Origin of the sequence: Sphingobium anseongense (assembly GCF_037725245.1) — a bacterium.
Taxonomy (GTDB): domain Bacteria; phylum Pseudomonadota; class Alphaproteobacteria; order Sphingomonadales; family Sphingomonadaceae; genus Sphingobium.
The window spans coordinates 83,551-100,105 of sequence record NZ_JBBJUL010000010.1; the positions used below are offsets into that span (position 1 = coordinate 83,551).

Consider the following 16,555-nt stretch of genomic DNA (forward strand, 5'->3'; position numbering starts at 1 on the left):
TGGAGCGGATTCATGAAGCGCTTTATCAATCATGTCGATCATGTCGCGTATATTTCCAGATGGGAAACGGTCGAAGCAAATGCGGCTCGACTGGAGGCGCTCACGGATGCGAAGTTGCAGCGTACCGATCGACCTCATGTGGGGGTCGTATTGTACATTGACTGGTCCGCCGGTCTGGAAATCGTCGCGCCCATGCCCGAGCGGACCGAACAGAATGAAAGCCTGCACGACCTGCTCGACAACCGTGGGGAAGGGGTGCTTGCCGTCATTTACGGTGTGGAGGATCTCGATGCGCATAAAGAAAAACTGGAAGCGAAGGGTTTTGAGATCAGCCCGCTGTGGGAGTCCGTTCATCCGGCCGGCTCATGGTCAGAACGTCTGCTGGTACGGGAGCGCCATGGGCCGGTGTTCATGAACACCTGGCTGATCTATAGCCAGATTGATTATCGCGACGGCGAGATTCGTTTCATCGAGGTGGAGCAGGAAACAGCCCACCCCTGACAGGTACGCACATCCCGTTCGGGTCGGCGGCAGGCGCTTGGGATTTCTGGCGCCGACACGATATCGGCAGCGGTTGCGCGCCGCGCGCGCCCCTATTCCTCGCCGAACTTTTCCTCGACCAGGGCGACCAGCTGGCCGACCGCATGTTCGGCTTCGGGGCCTTTGGCGCTGATGGTGATATGGTCCCCCATTGCCGCGCCCAGCATCATCAGGCCCATGATCGACGTGCCGGTGACTTCCGATCCGTCCTTGCGCACGGTGACCTGCGCGGGCAGGCCGCTTGCCAGCGTAACGAATTTCGCGCTGGCGCGGGCATGCAGGCCGCGCTTGTTGCTGATCCGTACTTCCCGACTGATATCCGTCATGGGGTGCTGCCCAATAATTCCGATGCGACGCTGATATATTTCTGCCCTGCTTCGCGCGCTGCTGCAACCGCCGCACGCACGTCCATCACCTTGCGCGCGCTTTCCAGGCGGATCAGCATCGGCAGGTTGATGCCCGCGATCACTTCGATCTCGCCGGCCTTGAGCAGCGATATGGCAAGGTTGGACGGCGTGCCGCCGAACAGGTCGGTCAGGAGGATCACGCCCGACCCGTCATTGACCCGCTCCACCGCCGCCGCGATGTCGGCGCGGCGCAGTTCCATATCGTCTTCGGGACCGATACAGATGGTCGCGATCGCCTGTTGCGGCCCGACGACATGCTCCATCGCCACGACGAATTCCGTCGCCAGCGACCCATGGGTGACAAGGACTAGTCCGATCATCTGCGTGTCTGGCCCACCTGCTTCATGATATTGCTTTTCGGGCCTCCCGGTCGCGCTTCTCCAGGGCGTCCTGCGGCGCTGATTCCATATTGCGGTGCGATACCGTGGGCGAAAAGCCGGCGCCTTGCAAGCGTTTGGCGACACGTTCGGCAACATGTACCGAACGATGCCGCCCGCCGGTGCAACCGAACGCCACGGTGATATAGGCCTTGCCGGCTTCCGCATAGCGCGGCACCAGCGAAACGAGCAGTTCCTCGATCTTGCCGACCGCGTCCTCATAGGCCGGATCGAGCGCGATATAGGCCGCGACGCGCGGGTCCTGCCCGGTCAGCGGCCGCAGCGCATCGTCCCAGTGCGGATTGCGCAGGAAGCGCATGTCGAACATCAGGTCGGCATTGCGCGGCACCCCGCGCGAAAAGCCGAAGGACAGGATCGTCAGCACCGGATCGGACAGGCGTTCGCGCGAAAAGCGGCCGCGAATTTCCTGTTGCAGCGCATTGCTCGAAAAGCTGGTGGTATCGACGATATGGCTGGCCCAGCGCCGCAACGGTTCGGTCATTTCCCGTTCGCGGGCGATGCCGTCGGCCGCCGGGCGATCCATCGCCAGCGGATGCCGCCGCCGCGTTTCGGCAAAGCGCCGCTCCAGTTCGGCACCCGCGCAATCGAGGAACAGCGTGTCGATATCATGCCCGTGCGTTTCGCGCAGCGCCTTGATCCGCTGAACGATGGCATTGGCGTCGAACCCCCGCGTCCGCGCGTCGATGCCCAGCGCCAGAGGCCGCTCGTCGTCGCCCGCATGCCCGGCCGGCAGGGGGCTGTGCAGCAATCGGTCGAGCAGCATCAGCGGCAGGTTGTCCACCACTTCCCAGCCCATATCCTCCAGCGTCTTGAGCGCCGTCGTCTTGCCAGCGCCCGACAGGCCCGACACCAGCAATATCGTCTTGGGCGCGATCTCGCTCATGACTGGCCGGCAGTCCCGTCGACGACACGCAACGCCAGTTCGACCTTGATCGGCGCGGACGGTTCGCGCGGGGCGAGCTTGATCACCGGCACATCGACCCCCGCCAGCGTGCGCCACAGCGGTTCTTGCGGCATCCGGTCGACGATGTCGAACAGGTCGATCAACAGCGCGACCGGTACGTCGCTGACATGGGCGAGGGTGACAAGGCCGATGCCGCGCACCTCCATCCGCCCGGCGATGGTGTCGGGCGCTGTCGCGACGAGCACGCCGTCCTGCCGCTTGAGCAGGGTATAATCGTCGCTGATCAGTTGCGCGCCCCGATCAATGAGCCGCAGCCCCAGGTCGGACTTGCCAGCGCCGCTCGGACCCGCGAGCAGCACCGCGCGCCCGCCGATCGCCACCGCCGTCGCATGAACCGTCTCCGATGATAGTGCGCGCGCCATGCTCGTTCCCCGAACGCTCTTACTTAGACCTTATCTGGCACAGGTGAAACGATATTACGCGCCCCGCCCCGCCGATCACTCCGACGCGATGCCGGGGTCCTTTTCCACCGCCATCGGCAGGCGGACGACGAAGCAGGCGCCGCTTTGCGCGTCCTGTCGGTCGCCGATGCTGATCCGTCCCTGATGCCCCTCGACGATCGACCGCGCGATCGCGAGGCCAAGACCCGAATGCTTGCCGAACGCCTCGCCCTCGGGCCGGACGCTGTGAAAGCGGCGGAACACATGCTCGCGCTCGGATTCGGGCACGCCTGGCCCTTCATCCTCGACGCTGACCAGCACTTCATTTTGCGCGACGGTCGCCACCACCTGCACCAGTCCGTCGTCGGGCGAGAAAGAAATCGCGTTGTCGATCAGGTTTTCGAGCACGCGCACCAGCCGCTGTTCCTCGCCCAGCACCACCGCCACGTCCTTGCGCGGGCGGGCGAATGCGAGCCGCACCCCGCGCGCCACCCCACGCGCCTCACGCGCGACGATCAGTCGCTCGATCAGCTGGCCAAGGTCGATCGGTTCGAACCGGGTGCGCGAAAGCTGCGCGTCGATGCGCGATGCTTCGGCGATGTCGGTGACCAGCCGGTCGAGCCGGCGCACATCGTCGCGAGCGATGGCCATGAGCTGATCGCGCAGATCGGGCCGGGCGACCGCGTCGATGCGTTCGAGCGAATCGAGCGCCGAGCGGAGCGACGCGATCGGGTTCTTGAGTTCGTGGCTCACATCGGCGGCAAAGGCGTCGGTCGCGTCGATACGCTGGCGCAGCGCATGGCTCATGTCCGACAGCGCCCGCGCCAGCATCCCGATTTCATCGCGCCGTTCGGGCAGGCGCGGCACGGTGACCTCCCGCGCGCGGCCAAGGCGCACGCGCACCGCCGCCCGTGCGAGTCGCTGGAGCGGAAGAACGATGGTGCGGGCCAGGAACAGCGATAGCAGCACCGACGCCATCACCGCCACGCCCAGCACCAGGCCCAGGCGCAGCCGTTCGGCGCGGACGATGCGCGTGATGTCGCGCGCATTTTCGGTCGCCAGCAACATATCGCCATCGGCCAGCGGCGTGGCGGAGGAGATGACCAGCGTGCGATCCGGCGCATAACGGCTCATCGACTGCGGCGCGTTGGTGCGGCGCGCCGCCATGATTTCGGGCCAGGCTTCGGCGCGGTCCACCGTCGGTTCGGCGAAATCGGGTGGACGGTCAGCCGAAACGATGCGGTCGACGGCCTTGTCGAGGAAGCGCGCGACATGCCGCCGCCAGCCTTCTTCCGAAGGCTGGCGCAGCCGGTAACGCGGCGCATCCATGGTGAAACTGTCGCTCATGAGCCGGCCATCGCGGTGATAGCGGCGGACGCGATCGCCGGTGCGCCGCGCATAGGCAGCGATCAGCGCGTCCCGCCCGTCGCTATGGGCGTGCTGGAGGCCAACGGCCAGCAGCGACAATTCGCGTGCCGACTGTTCCAACCGGGCATCGACGATGCGGGTACGATAACTGTCGAGATAGAAGAATCCGCCGGCCAGCAAGGCGAGCGCGAAGACGTTGACCGCCAGGATGCGCGGCGTCAGGCTGACCCGGCCCGACCATTGCAGGCCCGGCTCGTCGCCGCCCTCACGCTTCGGAAAAACGGTAGCCAGCGCCATAGAGCGTATCGATCGCATTGAATTCGGGATCAACCTCGCGGAACTTGCGGCGCAGGCGCTTGATGTGGCTGTCGATGGTGCGATCATCGACATAGACGTCGTCCTGATAGGCGGCGTCCATCAGCTGGTTGCGGCTTTTGACGACATCGGGCCGGATAGCGAGCGTTTCGAGAATCAGGAATTCGGTTACGGTCAGCGTCACGTCCTGCCCGTTCCATTTGACGCGATGGCGCGCCGGGTCCATTTCCAGCCGCCCGCGCAGGATCGGCTCGGCGGCCGGCTCGTCGGCGGTCGCCGGAGTGCGACTCGCTTCGGCGCGACGCAATATCGCGCGGATGCGCGCGATCAGCAGGCGCTGCGAAAATGGCTTGGCGATATAATCGTCCGCGCCCATCGCCAGGCCCAGCGCTTCGTCCAGCTCGTCCGCCTTGGATGTCAGGAAAATGACCGGCATCTGCGTCTTTTCGCGCAGGCGGCGCAGCAGTTCGATGCCGTCCATGCGGGGCATCTTGATATCGAAAACGGCCAGGTCGGCGGGATTGTCGAGCAGCGCCTTCAATGCAGCATCGGGATCGGAATAGATGCGCGTGATGAAGCCTTCGGCCTGAAGCGCGATCGACACCGATGTCAGGATGTTCTTGTCGTCGTCCACCAGCGCGATGGTTGCGGTCATGCGATCATCCATGTCGTCGGAAGCTGTCGTGCCTAGACCAACCTTCTCGCGCTCGCAAGCAATCGCATCGCCATCGTCGAGGGCAAAGCGGGCCTGGAAGCGGCGCAAGTCACAGCGAAGCGGGACCAATTTGACGTTTTGGCCGCGAATGCTTATGCGCGGCATGTCTGCAGCAATCGATGTCGCCCGCACGAAAGGAGCGACACGTAGGGGCGGATCGGTCGCCAGCGACCCGAATTTTTATCAGGAGTTATGTGCGTGCAGGCCCAATCTTCAATCACCCTGGACCAACAGGGTATATCCACCACCGCGACCCAACACTGGAATCTGGGCACCGCGCCGCTGGTCGAAGCATCGCTCGCCAATGGCGAAGGCATGCTGGCCAAGGACGGTCCGCTGGTCGTCCAGACCGGCAAGCACACGGGCCGGTCGGCGAATGACAAGTTCATCGTCAAGGATGCCGAGACCGAAAACACGGTCTGGTGGGGCAAGACCAACGTTCCCATGACGCCGGAGCATTTCGCCAATCTGAAGGCTGATTTCTTCGCGGCCCTGGGGCAGAAGGACACGCTCTATGTCGCCGACCTGTTCGGCGGATCGCAGCCCGAACATCGCGTCCGCGTGCGCGTGATCAACGAACTGGCCTGGCACAATCTGTTCATCCGCACGCTGCTGGTGCGGCCCAAGGCGGAAGAACTGGCCGACTTTGCGCCCGAATATACGATCGTCGACCTGCCCAGCTTCCGTGCCGATCCGGCGCGCCATGGCAGCCGTTCGGAAACCGTGGTGGCGGTGAATTTCTCGGAAAAGCTGATCCTGATCGGCGGCACCGCCTATGCCGGCGAAATGAAGAAGTCGGTATTCGGCATCCTCAACTATCTGTTGCCGACCAAGGGCGTGATGCCGATGCATTGCTCCGCCAATATCGGCCCCAACGGCGACACCGCCGTCTTCTTCGGCCTGTCGGGCACGGGCAAGACCACGCTGTCGGCCGACGCCAGCCGCACGCTGATCGGCGACGATGAACATGGCTGGTCGGACACCGCGGTCTTCAATTTCGAAGGCGGCTGCTACGCCAAGATGATCAACCTGTCGGCCGAGGCGGAACCGGAAATTTTCGCCACCACCAAGCGTTTCGGCACGGTGCTGGAAAATGTGGTGATCGATCCGGTCACGCGCGAGATCGACCTCGACGATAACAGCCTCGCGGAAAACAGCCGCGGTTCCTATCCGATCGAGTTCATCCCCAATGCATCGGAAAAGAATCTGGGTCCGGTGCCCAAGAACATCATTTTCCTGACCGCCGACGCCTATGGCGTGCTGCCCCCGATCTCGCGGCTGACCCCCGACCAGGCCATGTATCATTTCCTGTCGGGCTATACCGCGCGCGTCGCGGGCACGGAAATCGGCGTAACCGAACCGACCGCCACCTTCTCCACCTGTTTTGGCGCGCCCTTCATGCCGCGTCATCCCAGCGTCTATGGCAATCTGTTGAAAGAGCGGATCGCCAAGGGCGGCGTGACCTGCTGGCTGGTCAACACCGGCTGGACCGGCGGCAAATATGGCGTGGGCAAGCGCATGCCGATCAAGGCGACTCGCGCGCTGCTCAATGCCGCGCTGGACGGCAGCCTCAACAGCGCGACGTTCCGCACCGATCCCAATTTCGGCTTCGAAGTCCCGACCGCGGTCAGCGGCGTCGATGCCACCATTCTGGATCCGCGCGCGACCTGGGCCGACAAGGCCGACTATGACGCCACGGCGGCGAAGCTGGTCAAGCAGTTCGTCGACAATTTCGCCCAGTTCGAGGAGCATGTCGACGCTTCGGTCCGCCAGGCCGCGCTCACCGCCGCCTGATCGACGCACATATCGGCAAAAGGGGCCGGGCAGGGGACTGCCCGGCCCCTTTTCGTTTCGCGCGCGCACGATGCGGTGTTATCCTGTGGCCAGTGATTGAACGATGATCGAAAGGCGCGGCATGGGCATGTTCGACGAACTATTGGGCAATGCGGGCGGTTTGGCCGACATTGCCGCCAGGCTCGGCGTATCGCCGGAACAGATGCAGGGCCTGATGACGGAAATCGGCCGTCGCATCGCGCATGGCGAAACCGATATTTCCGCGCTGGCGGCGACGGCCGCCGAATATGGCGTGTCGGCCGACAGCCTTCAGGAAATGATGGGGCAGTTTGGTGGCCCCGAAGCGATCATGAGCAAGATCGGCGGCATGTTCGACCGCGACGGCGACGGCAATCCGCTGGGTGAACTGGGCGCGATCGCCAAGGGGTTGTTCGGCTAGGCCACGCCGTCGGCGGCTATTGTCAAAAAACGGTCGTGGTTGCATCGGTCATACCCCCTGCGGGGTATGTAATTTCCCCCTGCATCTCTAATTCTTTCGCGCTGGCCTGGGGAGGCCGGTCAACGCATTGAATTAAGACGCATTTGGGGGAATTATGAACAGGTTGATTTTGCGCGGCGCCGCGCTGTGCGCTTTCGCCGCGACGGGGACGGCAGCCCTTGCGCAGGTCGATGACGTGAACGCGCCCAACGGGCCGGGCCGCGTCTATGTCCGCATGGCTTTCAGCAACGCAAACGATACGGCGCTTCTCAATCTGCCGCTCGACAGCAGCTTCGTCCAGCGTGACGCGGGTTTGGACCTCTTCCACCTGCGCGAGATCCCGGATCGTTATGGCTTTGACGGCGTCAACGATACCGGCAGCTTCGGCCTGGTAACGGCCACGTCGAACATTCTGGGAACCCAGGTGCTCGCGCGCTTTTTCGAAAATAACGGTGTGGGCCGGCTCACTGTCACGCTGCCGTGCCGTAGCGAAGGGGCAACCAGCATCCGGCAGAATGTCGGCGGGCTTTCAGTCGTCAATTTCGAAGGCAATCTGATCCAGGGCTCGCAATATGCGCCCGCGCCCGATGGCATCAGCGACGCCGCCTTCGACAATATCGAAACCCGGTATCAAAATCCCTATGCGGTGCGATTTACCGGCGTCGATCCCAATTTTGCCGCCGATGAGGCCTTTGCCGCTTACGACCAGTTTCTGGAAGGCGAAACCACCAACGGACCCTGGCAATATACCGGGTCCGAACGCTTCACCGCCAACGAGTTTCTCGGCGCGGTCTATGGCTGTTCGGTCAACGGCGCGGGCGTCAATCCGCTGGTCGGCAATGCCCAGAGCCTTCAGCACCAGATGGTCGAATCCGGGCTTGATTTCACGCAGCCGATGTTCGGCCCGGACGAAGCGCCCTGGGGCATCGGCCTGCGCATCGGCCGCACCAACCGCCAGGGCGCGGTGGGCACCACCTATGAAGCGCGCATCAGCCGTGCGTTCCGGTTGAGCGAGGGCAGCCGCAATCTGCTGATCGTCGACCTGCCAGTCAGCTATGAAGATGTGAAGGGCGTGCGGACGCTGCGCGCAAACGCTGCCGTCGCCGCACGCATCGGCCTGTCGCGGCAGTGGAGCATCGAGCCGCGCGTGTCCTACGGCTATGTCTATGCCCATGATCAGGGGCTGAAGGGCCAGCTCGCCATGGGATCGGTCGCCAGCCTGCTGATGCTCGACAATATCGGGCCGGGCGCGCTGACCATCGGCAACATGATCGGCTATACCAAGGTGTTGAAGGCGCAGCTGTACGATTATGATGTCGGCAACCGGACCGACAATGTCGTTCTGCGCAATGGCCTGGCCTATGAACTGCCGCTGTCGGGCCGCACCCTGGGTCGGCAGGCGTCGGTTCGCACCAGCTATGCGATGACCAACTATCTGGGCGACGATCTTTATACGCAAACGCTGCACGAGGCCACGCTGTCGCTGGGCGTGCGGACGCGCGGCAGCGATATCCGCAACAGCTATGAAGTGATCCGCGTCGGACTGATCGGCAAGCTGGGCGATCATTACAAGAGCGGCCACCTGTTCATAGGCTATCGCTTCTGAACGATCAGGCAGGGCGGCGACAGGCGCGCCGATCTTTCCCGATCAAGGGCGACGGCGGGCATGTCCCGCCGTCAGCTTTTGGGCAGGATAGATTTTTTGGCCTTGCCTTCATCAGGGTGAAGGGCCATTCGCGCCAGCATATTGCGGACGTTGCGCAATGGGCGATGAGGGAAATGCACTTGAACGACGTGTCGATCAAACGTGCCGATGAAGAGGCCGTGTTGGAACCCACCGGCGCGTTGTCGGTGGAAACCGTTCTGTCGGTGAGGCATTGGAACGAACATCTGTTCAGCTTCCGCATCACGCGCCCCGCCAGCTTCCGCTTCCGGTCGGGCGAGTTCGTCATGATCGGCCTCAAAGGCGACAACGGCAAGCCGCTGCTGCGCGCCTATTCGGTCGCCAGCCCCGCATGGGACGAAGAACTGGAGTTCCTGTCGATCAAGGTGCAGGACGGCCCGCTTACCAGCAAGTTGCAGCTGATCCAGCCGGGCGACCAGATCTATCTTGGCCGCAAGCCCACCGGCACGCTCGTCACCGACGCGCTGTTGCCGGGCAAGCGGCTGTTCATGCTGTCCACCGGCACGGGCCTTGCACCGTTCCTCAGCCTGGCCCGCGACCCCGACGTGTATGAATTTTACGAGCAGGTCGTCGTGGTGCATTCGGTGCGCCGGGTCAGCGACCTTGCGTTCCACGACGAGCTTGAATCCAAGCTGGCCGACGATCCGTTGGTCGCCGAGCAGGCGGCGACGCAATTTCATTATGTGCCCACGGTCACGCGCGAACCCTTTCGCACCAACCGCCGCATCGACAAGCTGATCGGGGACGGGTCGCTGTTCGAAGGCATTCCGGGTCCGGCGAAATTCGATCCCGAAACCGACCGGATCATGATGTGCGGCAGCATGGACATGATCAAGCAGTTCGGCGCGCTGTTCGAAGGCAGCGGGTTTCCCGAAGGATCGAACGCCGCGCCCGGCGCTTTCGTGATCGAGCGCGCCTTCGTCGGCTGAGCCGGGCCGTCCGTGCGGCCTATTTCGGTATGCGTCGCGCGCTGGCGACATGATGGGCATGGGTGATCGCCACCGCCAGCGCATCGGCGGCGTCCGCGCCCGCGATCTTCGCGCCGGGCAGCAGCCGCGCGACCATGGCGTGAACCTGCTCCTTGGACGCATTGCCGACGCCCACCACCGATTTCTTGACCAGGCGCGCGGCATATTCGCCGACGTCGATCCCTGATCGCGCGGCGTTGAGCAGCACCACGCCGCGCGCCTGCCCCAGCTTGAGCGTCGATTGCGGATTGACGTTGACGAACACTTCCTCGACCGCCGCGCCACCGGGGCGATATTCCAGGATCAGGTCAGTGAGCGCGGCGTCGAGCGCGAGCAGCCGCGCGCCCAGCGGCATCGTCGTCTGCGTCCTGATCTGCCCGTTGGCGAGGTGGCTGAGGCGATTGCCGTCCGCCGCGATCAGGCCCCAGCCGGTGGTGGCCAGGCCAGGATCAAGGCCCAGGATGATCATCTGCCCGCCCCCCGGCTTCGCCCAAGGCGAAAGATGCGTCGCCGCCTAACCCAGCTTCTCCATCACATCGTCGGACACGTCGTAATTGCCCCACACCGTCTGGACGTCGTCATCGTCCTCCAGCGTGTCGACCAGCTTCATCAGCGTCGCGGCATTGGCCTCGTCGACCTCGACCGTGGTCTGCGGCTTCCAGGCAAGCTTGGCGCCTTCTGCCGGACCCAGCCTGGCTTCGAGCGTTTTGGCTACTTCGTGCAGCGCGTCCATCGCCGTCCAGATCTCATGCTCGTCTTCGCTCGACGATACATCCTCGGCGCCCGCGTCGAGCGCCGCTTCGAAGATGGCGTCGGGGTCGCCGGCGGCGGCGGGATAGGTGATCAGCCCCATGCGGTCGAAGCCGTGGCTGACCGCCCCGCTCGCGCCCAGATTGCCGCCATTCTTGGAGAAAGCGGTTCGCACATTGGTCGCGGTGCGGTTGCGATTGTCGGTCAGCGCCTCGACGATGATGGCGATGCCGCCGGGACCATAGCCCTCATAGCGCACCTCTTCGTAATTTTCGCCGTCGCCCTTCGACGCCTTGTCGATCGCGCGCTGGATATTGTCCTTGGGCATCGACTGCGCCTTGGCGGCGTTGACGGCCAGGCGCAGGCGCGGATTCATGTCCGGGTCGGGCATGCCCATCTTTGCCGCCACGGTGATTTCGCGGCTGAGCTTGGAGAACATGGACGAGCGCTTTTTGTCCTGCGCGCCCTTGCGATGCATGATGTTCTTGAATTTGCTATGGCCGGCCACGGCCTGCTCCTGACATGATAGTGGAAAGGCAAGCGCGCTCTCTAGCGACCGCTCGCCTTTCCTGCAACTAGACGAGAATTGCGGTGCCCGACGCCGACACCATCAGCATCGACCCGTTGGATCCCAGCACCTCATAGTCGAGGTCGACGCCAACGATGGCGTTCGCGCCCAGCGTCGCCGCGCGCATCCGCATTTCTCCGATCGCCTGGTCTCGCGCGCGCTGGAGCACATCCTCATAGGCGCCCGACCGGCCACCGACGATATCGCGCACGCTGGCGAACAGATCGCGGAACAGGTTGGCCCCCACGATCACTTCGCCGGTGACGATACCAAGATATTCCTTGGCGGGGCGGCCCTCCAGCCGGCTGGTGGTGCTGACGATGATTTCGGACATGATGGCGTTCCTTTCCGGGTCATGGGCAGTCAGGCGAACGCTTCGGCCTACTCCATCCCCAGCGCGGACAGGTAGGTCTGGAGGATCGCCTCCATTTCCTGCCGGTCGTGCGGCTGCATCTTCCGCAGGCGGACGATCTGGCGCATGATCTTGGGATCGTAACCGGTCGCCTTGGCTTCCAGATAGACGTCCTTGATGTCGTCGCCGATGCCCTTTTTCTCTTCTTCGAGCCGTTCGATGCGCTCGATGAGAAGGCGTAGCTGATCGGCGGCGACGTTGCCCTCGCTCATGATAATCTCCAGTCTGTGAATCGGGTTGGCGACGCTCCTAGTGGCTGTCGGCGTTCTTCGCCACACTCTCTTTCATCCGGGCGATCTGTTGCGGGCTCGCTTCGCCCTGATAGCGCGCCTTCCAGTCGGCAAAGGGCATGCCATGGATGATCTCGCGCGCTTGATCGCGGGTCATCGTGCCGTCCGCCTCGGCAATCCAGTCGGCCAGGCAATTACGGCAAAAGCCCGCCAGCCCCATCAGGTCGATATTCTCGACATCGGTGCGATGCTGCAAATGGGCGACAAGCCGACGGAAGGCGATTGCGGCGACCGCGTCGTCGACTATGCTGTTGGCCATGGGTGATCCTCTCGCATTTATACATGATCCTGACGTGTATCATCGATAATTGAAATCGAAGCCCAGGCAAGCCAGCCCCTGCTGCCCGGCGCATTCCTACTGCCAGGAGATGGTGATGACGAAGATAACGCCGCGTTCGCGCAAGGTCCGCATATTGGCGACGCTGGGGCCAGCGAGCGACACGGTCGAAATGATCCGCAAGCTCTACCTTGCGGGCGCGGACGCATTCCGCATCAACCTGAGCCATGGCACGCATGAGGATCATGCGGCGCGGGTGGCCGCGATCCGGGGGCTGGAAAAGGAATTCGGGCGGCCGATGACGATATTGGGCGACCTCCAGGGCCCCAAGCTGCGCGTTGGCACCTTTGCGCAAGGGCTGGCGGTGCTCGAAACCGGGGCGTCCTTCATGCTGGATCGCGACGAAGCGCCCGGCGACGCGACGCGCGTCAATCTGCCCCACCCCGAAATCTATCAGGCGCTGGTGCCGGGCGCGCGCCTGCTGCTCGACGATGGCAAGCTGGTGCTCAGGGTGATGAACGTGGCCGAGGACCGGATCGACACGGTGGTCGAGGTCGGCGGCACGCTGTCCAACCGCAAGGGTGTCAACGTCCCCGACGTGGTGGTGCCGATGGCGGCGCTGACGCAAAAGGACCGGCGCGACCTCAGCTTCGCCATGCAGCAGGGCATGGACTGGATCGCGCTCAGCTTCGTCCAGCGGCCCGAGGATCTGGCCGAGGCGCGCAAGCTGATGGGCGGCTATGGCGCGTTGATGGCCAAGATCGAAAAGCCATCGGCGGTCGAGCGGCTGGAGGAGATACTCGAACTGGCCGACGCGGTGATGGTGGCGCGCGGTGACCTGGGCGTCGAATTGCCGCCGCATACGGTGCCACCGCTGCAAAAGCAGATCGTGGAGACGGCGCGGCGCATGGGGCGCCCGGTGGTGGTGGCGACGCAGATGCTCGAATCGATGATCAAGGCACCCACGCCGACGCGAGCCGAAGTGTCCGATGTCGCGACCGCGGTCTATGACGGCGCCGACGCGATCATGCTGTCGGCCGAAACCGCGGCCGGCGACTGGCCCGAACAGGCGGTGGCGATGATGGACAGCATCGCCCAGAGCGTCGAGCGCGATCCGGGCTATCTCGGCCGGTTGCACTTCACCCAGACCGATCCCGATTCCACCACCGCCGATGCGCTGGCCGAGGCGGCGGCGGGCATCGTTCCGGTGGTCGGGGCCAGCACGATCACCTGCTTCACATCATCGGGCAGCACGGTTCGCCGGGTGGCGCGAGAGCGGCCGAGCGCGCCGATCCTGGCGCTGACCCCCCGGCAGGACACCGCGCGCAGGCTGGGCCTGACCTGGGGCGTCCATGCCGTTCGCACCAAGGATATCGGGACGTTCGAAGAAATGGTGGGCAAGGCGCGGCGGATGGCGCTGCGCCATCATCTGACCGAAAAGGGGCGCAAGATCGTGGTGCTGGCGGGGGTGCCGTTTGGCACGCCCGGTTCGACCAATGTGCTGCATGTCGCCGCCATCCGTGGCGACGAGCTGAAAGGACGCGAGTAGATCAGGCGAGCAGGCCGAGCGATTCCAGTTCGGCCCGCAGCGTGGGGGCGTCGGTAAAGACATGCCCCCGCATGCCGACAGCCCGCGCGCCATCCACATTATCGGCGCGGTCGTCGATGAATATCGCTTCCTTCGCGGTCAGGCCGAAGCGATCCAGCGCGAGGTGAAAGATCGCCGGATCGGGCTTGGCCAGCCGTTCCACGCCGGACACGACGATATCGCGGAACGGCGCGAACATCGCTGCCTCCCGCTCCACGAAGGGCGGCCAGAATTCATGGCTGTAATTGGTGATGGCAAACAGCGGGACGCCGGCGTCGTCGAGGTCCGCCACCAGGTCGGCCATGCCGTCGATCGCCGGACCCACGCTGTCGTTGAACCGTTGCCCCCACAGCCGGATCAGGGGGGCGTCATCGGGGAAGCGGGCGATCAGTTCTGCGCTGGTGTCGCTGAACGGCCGGCCCAGATCATGCTGGAAATGCCATTGTTCGCTGACAACATCGCGCAGGAACGCATCGAGCGCCTGATCGTCAGGGATCAGGCGCTCGTAGAGAATCCGGGGATTCCAGTGATACAGGACCCGGCCGACGTCGAATATGACGGCGGCGATACCTGTCACGCTGACTTCAGCCCTGGCGGGCCTTGAAGCGGCGATTGGTCTTGTTGATCACATAGGTGCGGCCGCGACGACGGATCACGCGATTGTCCCGGTGACGGTCCTTGAGCGACTTGAGCGAGTTGCGGATCTTCATGGCTTAGCCCTTGGTGAATTGTCTGCTTTGGTCGGAAAATCGAAGCGCTGCCCCTATGGGCGGCGTGGTCGAAAGTCAAGGCCGGGAAACCGGGCGCCGGCCATTCATTCGGTGTGCAGCAAAAGCATGGCTCCATGCGTTTGTTGGACTAGGCTGTACGCTGAACCCTATGGCGGCACGGGTTGCAAATGCGAAAACGGCCGATTCGGGAGAAGAGATCATGTTGAAGCACGTCATCGCCATCGCCTTGTCCACGGCCGCCCTTTCCGCCTGCGCGACGGCGGTGCCGCCGGTCGAAGTGACGCGCTTTCATCTGGGCGATCCCGCGCGCACCGGCACGGTCGCGGTGCGCGAAATGCCCGACAATCCCGATGTCGGCCTTGAATTTCGGACCTATGCGAACGCGGTCGCCCGTGAACTTCAGGGGGTCGGCTTCACCGAAGCGCCGGATGCCGCGAGCGCCTATGTCGCCTATGTCGGTTTTCGGCGCGGCTTCCGGCCGGGCGGGCAGGGGACCGACCGGCCCGTCAGCGTCGGCGTAGGCGGCGGAGTGGGCAGCGGCGGCTTTTCTGGCGCGGGCGTGGGCATCGGCATCAACCTGTCGGGCAGGCCCAAGGACATCGTGACGACCCAATTGCACGTCCAGATCCGCCGGCGCAGCGATTCGGCGACGATATGGGAAGGGCGCGCCATCGGCGAGGCGCGCGAGGGCACGCCCGCCGCGCAGCCGGGTATTGCCGCCGCCAAACTGGCGAGCGCGCTGATCGGGGGCTATCCGGGGGAATCGGGGCGCACTATAACGGTGCGATGACCATTTCGATCACCAGCGCTTTCGACAGCGGCAATATCCGCGTTCTTTCCACAACCGACACGCCAGCGGGCTTCCGCGCGGAGCTGGAGATCATCGAGGATCACGCCAGCGAATTTTTTCAATGGTTTCATTTTCGCATCGCCGGCGCCGCGGGGCGACAGGTGGAACTGGCGATCGTCAACGCCGGGGCGTCGGCCTATCCGGCCGGTTGGCCGGGCTACAGCGCGCGAATCAGCGAGGACCGCGACGCCTGGCTGCTGGCCGATACGGACTATGCCGACGGAACGCTGACCATCCGGGTCGAACCGCAAGGCAATGCGCTGTGGGTCGCGTATTTCGCGCCCTATTCGATGGAGCGGCACCATGACCTGATCGCATGGGCCGCGAGCCAGCCGGGCGTCGCCAGCCGCGAACTGGGTCTGACGCTCGATGGCCAGCCCATCGACCTGCTGACGATCGGCGACGGGGACAAGCAGGTGTGGCTCTATGCGCGCCAGCATCCGGGCGAAAGCATGGCGCAATGGTGGGCCGAAGGCGCGCTGGAGCGGCTGACCGACGAAGAGGATGCGGTTGCGCGCCTGCTGCGCCAGAAGGCGACGTTCCACATCGTGCCCAATATGAACCCGGACGGCAGCCGCCGCGGGCACCTGCGCACCAACGCCGTGGGCGTGAACCTCAACCGCGAATGGCATGCGCCGTCGATGGAGCGCAGTCCTGAAGTCTTCCTGGTCCGGGCGGCGATGGATGAAAGCGGCGTCGATTTCGCCATCGACGTCCATGGCGACGAATCGATCCCGGCGGTGTTCATGGCAGGCTTCGAGGGCATTCCTTCGCTGGCGGATCGACAACTGGCGCTGTATCGGCGGTATTGCGACACGCTGGCAGCGCGCACGCCCGATTTCCAGACGCGGCTCGGCTATCCCGTCTCCGCGCCCGGCAAGGCCAATCTGTCCATGTCCACCGCGCAACTGGCGGAACGTTATGGCGCGGTTTCGATGACGCTGGAAATGCCGTTCAAGGATAATGACGACCTGCCCGACGCGGACTTCGGCTGGTCGCCCGCCCGTTCCAAGCAGCTTGCGAAAGACTGCCTGGGGGTGCTGGCCGAAATCATCGACGATCTTTGACCTGACGCCGG

Annotated in this window: 21 protein-coding genes; 8 read left to right on the plus strand and 13 right to left on the minus strand. The window is 64.2% G+C overall.

Translation table 11 applies throughout. The features are described 5' to 3' along the window. The first annotated feature begins 12 nt into the window (after positions 1 to 12). Positions 13 to 501 carry a VOC family protein gene (locus WG908_RS13635; protein WP_340187142.1) on the plus strand — a complete coding sequence of 163 codons (489 nt, stop codon included), beginning with the start codon at positions 13 to 15 and terminating at the stop codon, positions 499 to 501. A 92-nt stretch (positions 502 to 593) separates the two neighbouring features. Here the strand turns inward: WG908_RS13635 and WG908_RS13640 are convergent, their stop codons facing one another. From WG908_RS13640 to WG908_RS13665, 6 genes are all read right to left on the minus strand, one after another. Beyond that, on the minus strand, positions 594 to 866 hold the full coding sequence (locus WG908_RS13640) for an HPr family phosphocarrier protein (RefSeq protein ID WP_340187143.1): 273 nt from the start codon (positions 864 to 866) through the stop codon (positions 594 to 596). Beyond that, positions 863 to 1,267, minus strand: coding sequence for a PTS sugar transporter subunit IIA (locus tag WG908_RS13645; RefSeq protein ID WP_340187144.1), 405 nt, complete (start codon positions 1,265 to 1,267; stop codon positions 863 to 865). Before WG908_RS13645 ends, WG908_RS13640 begins: the two co-directional genes overlap by 4 nt. Positions 1,268 to 1,289: 22 nt before the next feature. Beyond that, positions 1,290 to 2,228: an RNase adapter RapZ gene (gene rapZ / locus WG908_RS13650; RefSeq protein WP_340187145.1), complete on the minus strand. Its 939-nt coding sequence runs from the start codon at positions 2,226 to 2,228 to the stop codon at positions 1,290 to 1,292. Beyond that, complete coding sequence (locus tag WG908_RS13655) at positions 2,225 to 2,671, minus strand: HPr kinase/phosphorylase (RefSeq protein WP_340187146.1); 447 nt, start codon at positions 2,669 to 2,671, stop codon at positions 2,225 to 2,227. Before WG908_RS13655 ends, rapZ begins: the two co-directional genes overlap by 4 nt. 75 nt (positions 2,672 to 2,746) lie before the next feature. Then, entirely contained in the window at positions 2,747 to 4,354 is a 1,608-nt protein-coding gene (locus WG908_RS13660) for a sensor histidine kinase (protein WP_340187147.1), read from the minus strand. Further along, on the minus strand, positions 4,323 to 5,027 hold the full coding sequence (locus WG908_RS13665) for a response regulator (RefSeq protein ID WP_340187148.1): 705 nt from the start codon (positions 5,025 to 5,027) through the stop codon (positions 4,323 to 4,325). The genes WG908_RS13660 and WG908_RS13665 overlap by 32 nt, the downstream gene beginning before the upstream one ends. A gap of 258 nt (positions 5,028 to 5,285) precedes the next feature. Between WG908_RS13665 and WG908_RS13670 the strand changes: the two genes are divergently transcribed. From WG908_RS13670 to WG908_RS13685, 4 genes are all read left to right on the plus strand, one after another. Continuing rightward, positions 5,286 to 6,881: a phosphoenolpyruvate carboxykinase gene (locus WG908_RS13670; RefSeq protein ID WP_340187149.1), complete on the plus strand. Its 1,596-nt coding sequence runs from the start codon at positions 5,286 to 5,288 to the stop codon at positions 6,879 to 6,881. Between the two features lie 121 nt (positions 6,882 to 7,002). Then, positions 7,003 to 7,320, plus strand: coding sequence for a hypothetical protein (locus WG908_RS13675; RefSeq protein WP_340187182.1), 318 nt, complete (start codon positions 7,003 to 7,005; stop codon positions 7,318 to 7,320). A 154-nt stretch (positions 7,321 to 7,474) separates the two neighbouring features. Beyond that, a complete protein-coding gene (locus WG908_RS13680; RefSeq protein WP_340187150.1) occupies positions 7,475 to 8,965 on the plus strand; it encodes a hypothetical protein in 1,491 nt (496 codons plus the stop codon). Positions 8,966 to 9,138: 173 nt separating this feature from the next. Further along, the gene (locus tag WG908_RS13685; RefSeq protein WP_340187183.1) at positions 9,139 to 9,972 is read left to right on the plus strand and encodes a ferredoxin--NADP reductase; all 834 of its coding nucleotides are present in this window, start codon (positions 9,139 to 9,141) and stop codon (positions 9,970 to 9,972) included. Between the two features lie 19 nt (positions 9,973 to 9,991). Here WG908_RS13685 and ruvC read toward each other — a convergent pair whose 3' ends face one another. From ruvC to WG908_RS13710, 5 genes are all read right to left on the minus strand, one after another. Then, a complete protein-coding gene (gene ruvC, locus WG908_RS13690) occupies positions 9,992 to 10,480 on the minus strand; it encodes a crossover junction endodeoxyribonuclease RuvC (protein ID WP_340187151.1) in 489 nt (162 codons plus the stop codon). A 45-nt stretch (positions 10,481 to 10,525) separates the two neighbouring features. Continuing rightward, positions 10,526 to 11,269, minus strand: a complete 744-nt coding sequence (locus WG908_RS13695; protein ID WP_340187152.1) for a YebC/PmpR family DNA-binding transcriptional regulator — start codon at positions 11,267 to 11,269, stop codon at positions 10,526 to 10,528. 67 nt (positions 11,270 to 11,336) lie between these two features. After that, the gene (locus tag WG908_RS13700) at positions 11,337 to 11,663 is read right to left on the minus strand and encodes a heavy metal-binding domain-containing protein (protein WP_340187153.1); all 327 of its coding nucleotides are present in this window, start codon (positions 11,661 to 11,663) and stop codon (positions 11,337 to 11,339) included. A 47-nt stretch (positions 11,664 to 11,710) separates the two neighbouring features. Next, entirely contained in the window at positions 11,711 to 11,953 is a 243-nt protein-coding gene (locus WG908_RS13705) for a DUF2312 domain-containing protein (RefSeq protein ID WP_340187154.1), read from the minus strand. Positions 11,954 to 11,990: 37 nt separating this feature from the next. Then, positions 11,991 to 12,290 carry a DUF1244 domain-containing protein gene (locus WG908_RS13710; protein WP_340187155.1) on the minus strand — a complete coding sequence of 100 codons (300 nt, stop codon included), beginning with the start codon at positions 12,288 to 12,290 and terminating at the stop codon, positions 11,991 to 11,993. Between the two features lie 115 nt (positions 12,291 to 12,405). Here WG908_RS13710 and pyk point away from each other — a divergent pair, with 115 nt between their 5' ends. Beyond that, entirely contained in the window at positions 12,406 to 13,857 is a 1,452-nt protein-coding gene (gene pyk / locus WG908_RS13715; protein ID WP_340187156.1) for a pyruvate kinase, read from the plus strand. A gap of 1 nt (position 13,858) precedes the next feature. Here pyk and WG908_RS13720 read toward each other — a convergent pair whose 3' ends face one another. Together WG908_RS13720 and ykgO are read right to left on the minus strand one after the other, a co-directional pair. Then, positions 13,859 to 14,473 carry an HAD family hydrolase gene (locus tag WG908_RS13720; protein WP_340187157.1) on the minus strand — a complete coding sequence of 205 codons (615 nt, stop codon included), beginning with the start codon at positions 14,471 to 14,473 and terminating at the stop codon, positions 13,859 to 13,861. A 7-nt stretch (positions 14,474 to 14,480) separates the two neighbouring features. Continuing rightward, the gene (ykgO, locus tag WG908_RS13725; RefSeq protein WP_003046794.1) at positions 14,481 to 14,606 is read right to left on the minus strand and encodes a type B 50S ribosomal protein L36; all 126 of its coding nucleotides are present in this window, start codon (positions 14,604 to 14,606) and stop codon (positions 14,481 to 14,483) included. A 220-nt stretch (positions 14,607 to 14,826) separates the two neighbouring features. On the opposite strand from ykgO, the gene WG908_RS13730 reads away from it, so the two are divergent. Continuing rightward, positions 14,827 to 15,417, plus strand: coding sequence for a DUF4136 domain-containing protein (locus WG908_RS13730; RefSeq protein ID WP_340187158.1), 591 nt, complete (start codon positions 14,827 to 14,829; stop codon positions 15,415 to 15,417). Continuing rightward, positions 15,414 to 16,544, plus strand: coding sequence for a M14 family metallopeptidase (locus tag WG908_RS13735; RefSeq protein ID WP_340187159.1), 1,131 nt, complete (start codon positions 15,414 to 15,416; stop codon positions 16,542 to 16,544). The genes WG908_RS13730 and WG908_RS13735 overlap by 4 nt, the downstream gene beginning before the upstream one ends. Positions 16,545 to 16,555: the final 11 nt, after the last annotated feature.

Coding starts and splice junctions, on each gene's coding strand:
- WG908_RS13645 (WP_340187144.1), bottom strand. CDS start 1,267: ATGATCGGACTAGTCCTTGTCACCCATGGGTCGCTGGCGACGGAATTC.
- pyk (WP_340187156.1), top strand. CDS start 12,406: ATGACGAAGATAACGCCGCGTTCGCGCAAGGTCCGCATATTGGCGACG.
- WG908_RS13705 (WP_340187154.1), bottom strand. CDS start 11,953: ATGAGCGAGGGCAACGTCGCCGCCGATCAGCTACGCCTTCTCATCGAG.
- WG908_RS13665 (WP_340187148.1), bottom strand. CDS start 5,027: ATGACCGCAACCATCGCGCTGGTGGACGACGACAAGAACATCCTGACA.
- WG908_RS13635 (WP_340187142.1), top strand. CDS start 13: ATGAAGCGCTTTATCAATCATGTCGATCATGTCGCGTATATTTCCAGA.
- ykgO (WP_003046794.1), bottom strand. CDS start 14,606: ATGAAGATCCGCAACTCGCTCAAGTCGCTCAAGGACCGTCACCGGGAC.
- WG908_RS13685 (WP_340187183.1), top strand. CDS start 9,139: ATGCACTTGAACGACGTGTCGATCAAACGTGCCGATGAAGAGGCCGTG.
- rapZ (WP_340187145.1), bottom strand. CDS start 2,228: ATGAGCGAGATCGCGCCCAAGACGATATTGCTGGTGTCGGGCCTGTCG.
- WG908_RS13660 (WP_340187147.1), bottom strand. CDS start 4,354: ATGGCGCTGGCTACCGTTTTTCCGAAGCGTGAGGGCGGCGACGAGCCG.
- WG908_RS13710 (WP_340187155.1), bottom strand. CDS start 12,290: ATGGCCAACAGCATAGTCGACGACGCGGTCGCCGCAATCGCCTTCCGT.
- WG908_RS13675 (WP_340187182.1), top strand. CDS start 7,003: ATGGGCATGTTCGACGAACTATTGGGCAATGCGGGCGGTTTGGCCGAC.
- WG908_RS13640 (WP_340187143.1), bottom strand. CDS start 866: ATGACGGATATCAGTCGGGAAGTACGGATCAGCAACAAGCGCGGCCTG.
- WG908_RS13680 (WP_340187150.1), top strand. CDS start 7,475: ATGAACAGGTTGATTTTGCGCGGCGCCGCGCTGTGCGCTTTCGCCGCG.
- WG908_RS13700 (WP_340187153.1), bottom strand. CDS start 11,663: ATGTCCGAAATCATCGTCAGCACCACCAGCCGGCTGGAGGGCCGCCCC.
- WG908_RS13655 (WP_340187146.1), bottom strand. CDS start 2,671: ATGGCGCGCGCACTATCATCGGAGACGGTTCATGCGACGGCGGTGGCG.
- WG908_RS13730 (WP_340187158.1), top strand. CDS start 14,827: ATGTTGAAGCACGTCATCGCCATCGCCTTGTCCACGGCCGCCCTTTCC.
- WG908_RS13735 (WP_340187159.1), top strand. CDS start 15,414: ATGACCATTTCGATCACCAGCGCTTTCGACAGCGGCAATATCCGCGTT.
- ruvC (WP_340187151.1), bottom strand. CDS start 10,480: ATGATCATCCTGGGCCTTGATCCTGGCCTGGCCACCACCGGCTGGGGC.